This window comes from Kocuria sp. NPDC057446, from assembly GCF_042802875.1.
Taxonomy (GTDB): Bacteria; Actinomycetota; Actinomycetes; order Actinomycetales; family Micrococcaceae; genus Kocuria.
On record NZ_JBHVDI010000203.1, the window covers coordinates 1 to 5,389 of the forward strand.

Sequence of the window (5,389 nt, forward strand, 5' to 3'; positions counted from 1 at the left end):
GGTCCGGGCGGCGCGGGCCTTTGACCCCGTCCCCGGGGAGGTCTACCGTCGTAAGGTGTACTCGAGGTGTCCCCGGGGGGATCCGGACGTCTCTGCGAGACCATCCACTCCCGGCGCCGCGAGGCCCGGGTCCACGAGCGAGGAGGCGGCGTGAGCGACCGCGAGCAGCCCGGCGGCACGGCGGGGACCGGGGCCCCTCCGGCGCACGGCACCCAGGGCGTCCTCTTCGACGACTCCGTGATCCGGGACGAGTCCGTCGGCTACCGGGGGCCCACCGCCTGCAAGGCCGCGGGCATCACCTACCGGCAGCTCGACTACTGGGCGCGGACGGGACTCGTGGAGCCCACCGTGCGCGGCGCCTCCGGGTCCGGCACGCATCGCCTCTACAGCTTCCGCGACATCCTCGTGCTCAAGATCGTCAAGCGGCTCCTGGACACCGGCGTCTCCCTGCAGCAGATCCGCACGGCCGTGGACGCGCTGCGCGCCCAGGGCGTGGCGGACCTGGCCCAGCTCACCATGATGAGCGACGGCGCCAGCGTCTACGCGTGCACGTCCCCCCACGAGGTCATCGACCTCGTGCAGGGCGGACAGGGGGTCTTCGGGATCGCCGTGGGCCGGGTGTGGCGCGAGGTCGAGGGGTCGCTGGCGGCGCTGCCCGGGGAGCACACCGGAACGGACCGTGCCCCCGTCCAGGAACCCTCGCCCGACGACGAGCTCTCCGCCCGGCGGGCCCGCCGGCAGAGCGCGGGCTGAACCGGGCGGCTCAGGACGAGCCGTCGAGCAGGCCCTGCAGGATGGCCGTGTACCGCCCGGAGAGGTCCCGGGCCTCCGCCCCCGGCCAGCGGTGGATCGGCCAGGCCGCGCCCTGCGCCTGCTGCCAGACCGGCAGGTCCGGGAGCACCGGGCTGACCAGCAGCGGGCCGAACAGCTCCTGCAGCTCCTCCAGCCGGTGACGGTGCTCCACCGACGAGTGACGGACCTTGTTGACCACCACACCGGCCGCGGGCACGGCCCACGTGCGGCTCTGCTCGAACTGGGCGATCGCGGTCATCGTGCGCTTGGTCCCCGCCACCGAGAACAGCGAGGGCTCCGCCACCGAGAGCACCTTGTCGCTGGCGGCCCAGGCGGTGCGGGTCAGGGCGCTCAGGGTGGGCGGGCAGTCGACCAGCACCAGCTCGTAGCCCGCGGCACCGGAGAGCGCCCGCTCCAGCCGGCCGAGGTCCTTGTCCCGGTACGCGGAGCGGTCGAGGTGCGAGGAGCGGGCCGAGCCCGGTGCGACGTCCAGGGCCTTGCTGTCCAGGCCGTCCCGCACCGCCCAGGCCGAGGCCACGACCACGCGCTCGAGCGATCCCCGGCGCGGCCGGCGCAGCACCTCACCGATGTCGTGGCCCCGCTCGGGGTGCACGCCGAGGCCCGTCGTGGCGTCGGCGTGCGGGTCGAGGTCCACCACCAGAGTGGGCACTCCCGCCTGCAGGGCCGCCGAGGCGATGCCCAGGGTCACGGAGGACTTGCCGACACCGCCCTTGAGGCTGCTGACGCTGACGATCTGCACGGAGGGGACACCCTTCGCTCGCGGGGAAACGGGAGGAGCGGCTCCTCGGGTCCGGGAACGGGGGCCACGGGGAGGAGACGACTGCGCCCATCGTAGCCGGGCGCCCGGGTGCTGCCCGGGTCCGGCGCGGGCCCTCCGCGACCGGCCGGTCGTCCCGCGGGGTGCGGTGCGCCGACTCGCACGACGCACTGTGACAGGTGTCACAGTGCGCCCCGGGGTGGCGTGGTTCACTGGTCAGGAACGCCCGCGGACGGCCATGCTGACCGTGTGCGAGATGTTGCACGACCTTCGACGAATCAGTGCCCGGACGTCCGCCGGACGGCCCGGGTGCGGAACGGGTGTTGATGTTCTCCAAGATCCTGGTGGCCAATCGCGGTGAGATCGCGATCCGCGCCTTCCGTGCCGCGTACGAGCTCGGGGCGAAGACGGTGGCGGTGTTCCCGTACGAGGACCGCAACTCGATCCACCGGCAGAAGGCCGACGAGGCGTACCGGATCGGGGAGGAGGGCCACCCCGTCCGGGCGTACCTGGACGTGGCGGAGATCATCCGGGTGGCCAAGGAGTCGGGGGCGGACGCGATCTACCCCGGCTACGGCTTCCTGTCGGAGAACCCGGACCTGGCCCGGGCCGCGGCCGCGGAGGGCATCACCTTCGTGGGCCCGCGGGCCGAGATCCTGGAGCTGGCCGGGAACAAGGTCGCGGCGCTGAAGGCGGCCAAGCGGGCGGGCATCCCCACCCTGGCCTCCACGGAGCCCTCGTCCGACGCGGACGAGCTGCTGGCGCAGGCGGCGGGGATCGGCTTCCCCATCTTCGTGAAGGCCGTCGCCGGCGGCGGCGGCCGCGGCATGCGCCGGGTCGAGACCCCCGAGGCGCTGCCCGAGGCGCTGGCGGCCGCGATGCGCGAGGCCGACACCGCCTTCGGGGACCCCACCGTGTTCCTGGAGCAGGCCGTGCTGCGGCCCCGCCACATCGAGGTGCAGATCCTCGCCGACAACGACGGCGGGATGGTGCACCTGTTCGAGCGCGACTGCTCGCTGCAGCGCCGCCACCAGAAGGTCGTGGAGATCGCCCCGGCCCCGAACCTCGACGAGGGCATCCGCCAGGCACTGCACGCCGACGCGGTGAAGTTCGCCGAGGAGCTCGGCTATGTCAACGCCGGCACCGTGGAGTTCCTGGTGGACACCGCCGGGGAGCGGGCCGGCCAGCACGTGTTCATCGAGATGAACCCCCGGATCCAGGTCGAGCACACCGTGACCGAGGAGATCACCGACGTCGACCTCGTGCAGTCCCAGCTGCGGATCGCGTCGGGGGAGACCCTCGCCGATCTCGGGATCGCCCAGGAGGACCTGGCCGTGCGCGGCGCCGCCCTGCAGTGCCGGATCACCACCGAGGACCCGGCCAACGGCTTCCGCCCCGACGTCGGCAAGATCTCCGCCTACCGCTCCGCCGGTGGCGCCGGGGTGCGCCTGGACGGGGGCACGGTGTACGCGGGGGCGGAGATCTCCCCGCACTTCGACTCGATGCTGGTCAAGCTCACCTGCCGGGGCCGGGACTACGCGACCGCCGTGCACCGGTCGCAGCGTGCCCTGGCGGAGTTCCGGATCCGGGGGGTGGCCACCAACATCCAGTTCCTCCAGGCCGTGCTGGCCGACCCGGAGTTCCTGGCCGGCAACGTGGCCACGGACTTCATCGAGCGCCGCCCCGAGCTGCTCCAGGCCCGCACCTCCGGGGACCGGGCCACGAAGGCGCTGACCTGGCTGGCCGAGGTCACCGTCAACCAGCCCCACGGCGAGCGGGTGGAGGGCATCGACCCGCGCACCAAGCTGCCGCGCTACCCCGGGGACAAGCAGGACGAGCCGTTCCGCTCCCCCTTCGACGGGCCGTCCGAGCACACCCCGCCGCCCGGATGGCGGCAGCGGCTGCAGGAGCTGGGGCCGGAGGGCTTCGCGAAGGCCCTCCGGGAGCAGCAGGCTGTGGCGGTCACCTCCACGACGTTCCGCGACGCCCACCAGTCGTTGCTGGCCACGCGGGTGCGCACGCGCGACCTGCTGGCCGCGGCCCCGGCCTACGCGCACACCCTGCCGCAGCTGCTGTCCGTGGAGGCCTGGGGCGGGGCGACCTACGACGTGGCGCTGCGCTTCCTCGGGGAGGACCCGTGGGAACGGCTGCGACTGCTGCGCGAGGCGATGCCGAACATCCCGATCCAGATGCTGCTGCGCGGGCGCAACACCGTGGGCTACACCCCGTACCCCACCGAGGTGACGGACGCGTTCGTGACCGAGGCCGCGGCCACCGGGGTGGACATCTTCCGGATCTTCGACGCGCTCAACGACGTGGAGCAGATGGCTCCCGCCATCGAGGCCGTGCGCAAGACGGGCACCGCGGTCGCGGAGGTCGCCCTGTGCTACACCGGGGACCTGCTGGACCCGGCCGAGGACCTCTACACCCTGGACTACTACCTCGACCTCGCCCAGCGGTGCGTCGACGCCGGCGCCCACGTGCTGGCCATCAAGGACATGGCCGGGCTCCTGCGCCCGGCCGCGGCCGGGCGGCTGGTGCGCGCGCTGCGGGAGCGCTTCGAGCTGCCCGTGCACCTGCACACCCACGACACCGCCGGCGGCCAGCTGGCCACCCTGATGGCGGCCATCGACGCGGGGGTGGACGCCGTGGACGTCGCCGAGGCCTCGATGGCCGGGACCACCTCGCAGGTGCCGGCCTCGGCGCTGGTGGCGGCCCTGGCCCACACCGACCGCGACACGGGGATCCCGCTGGAGGCGGCCACGGCGATGGAGCCGTACTGGGAGGTCATCCGCCGGATGTACGCCCCGTTCGAGTCCGGGCTGACCGCTCCCACCGGGCGGGTCTACCGGCACGAGATCCCGGGGGGTCAGCTGTCCAACCTGCGCCAGCAGGCCATCGCCCTGGGACTGGGGGAGCGGTTCGAGGCGATCGAGGACATGTACACCGCCGCCAACGCCATGCTGGGCCGGCTGGTGAAGGTCACCCCGTCCTCCAAGGTCGTCGGCGACCTCGCCCTCCAGCTCGTCGGGATGGGCGTGGACCCGGCGGAGTTCGAGGCCGATCCGCAGCGGTTCGACCTGCCGGACTCGGTGATCGGCTTCCTCGCCGGCGAGCTCGGCACGCCTCCCGGCGGCTGGCCCGAGCCCTTCCGCTCCAAGGCCCTGGAGGGGCGCACCGTGAAGGTCGGGGTCACCGAGCTGGCCCCGGAGGACGCGCAGAACCTGGCGGGGGACTCCGCCACCCGGCGGGCCACGCTGAACCGGCTGCTGTTCCCCGGCCCGACGCGTGACTACGAGGCCGGTCGGGCGAAGTACGGGGAGCTGGCGCTGCTGCACACCCGGGACTTCCTCTACGGGCTGACCTCCGAGCACGAGCACGTGATCTCCCTCGGCAAAGGCGTCCGGCTGCTGGTGACCCTGCAGGCCATCTCCGAGCCGGACGAGAAGGGCATGCGCACCGTGATGCTCACCCTCAACGGCCAGCCCCGGATGATCGAGGTGCGCGACACCTCGGTGGCCTCGGCCGTGCCGGAGACCGAGAAGGCCGACCCCGCCGACCCCGCCCACGTCCCCGCCCCCTTCGCCGGGGCGGTCACCGTGACCGTCGCCGAGGGCGACACCGTGGAGGCCGGCGGACAGGTCGCCACCATCGAGGCCATGAAGATGGAGGCCTCCATCACCGCGCCCCGCGCCGGCACCGTCCAGCGGGTGGCGCTGCAGGGGGTCGCCCAGGTGACCGGCGGCGACCTCCTGCTGGTGCTCGGCTCCGCCGACTGACCCGGCACCGAGGCCACCGGCGCCGCGCCCGCTCCGGGAG

The 5,389-nt window shown here is 73.6% G+C and carries 3 protein-coding genes; 2 read left to right on the top strand and 1 reads right to left on the bottom strand.

Annotation, left to right across the window (positions count from 1 at the left end):
- Window positions 1-150: 150 nt before the first annotated feature.
- A complete protein-coding gene (locus ACFU0Y_RS16740; RefSeq protein ID WP_380215865.1) occupies window positions 151-753 on the top strand; it encodes a MerR family transcriptional regulator in 603 nt (200 codons plus the stop codon).
- A gap of 10 nt (window positions 754-763) precedes the next feature.
- On the opposite strand, the gene ACFU0Y_RS16745 is transcribed toward ACFU0Y_RS16740, so the two are convergent.
- Window positions 764-1,552 carry a ParA family protein gene (locus tag ACFU0Y_RS16745; RefSeq protein ID WP_380215867.1) on the bottom strand — a complete coding sequence of 263 codons (789 nt, stop codon included), beginning with the start codon at window positions 1,550-1,552 and terminating at the stop codon, window positions 764-766.
- A 344-nt stretch (window positions 1,553-1,896) separates the two neighbouring features.
- Between ACFU0Y_RS16745 and ACFU0Y_RS16750 the strand changes: the two genes are divergently transcribed.
- On the top strand, window positions 1,897-5,349 hold the full coding sequence (locus ACFU0Y_RS16750; protein WP_380215869.1) for a pyruvate carboxylase: 3,453 nt from the start codon (window positions 1,897-1,899) through the stop codon (window positions 5,347-5,349).
- Window positions 5,350-5,389 lie beyond the last annotated feature (40 nt).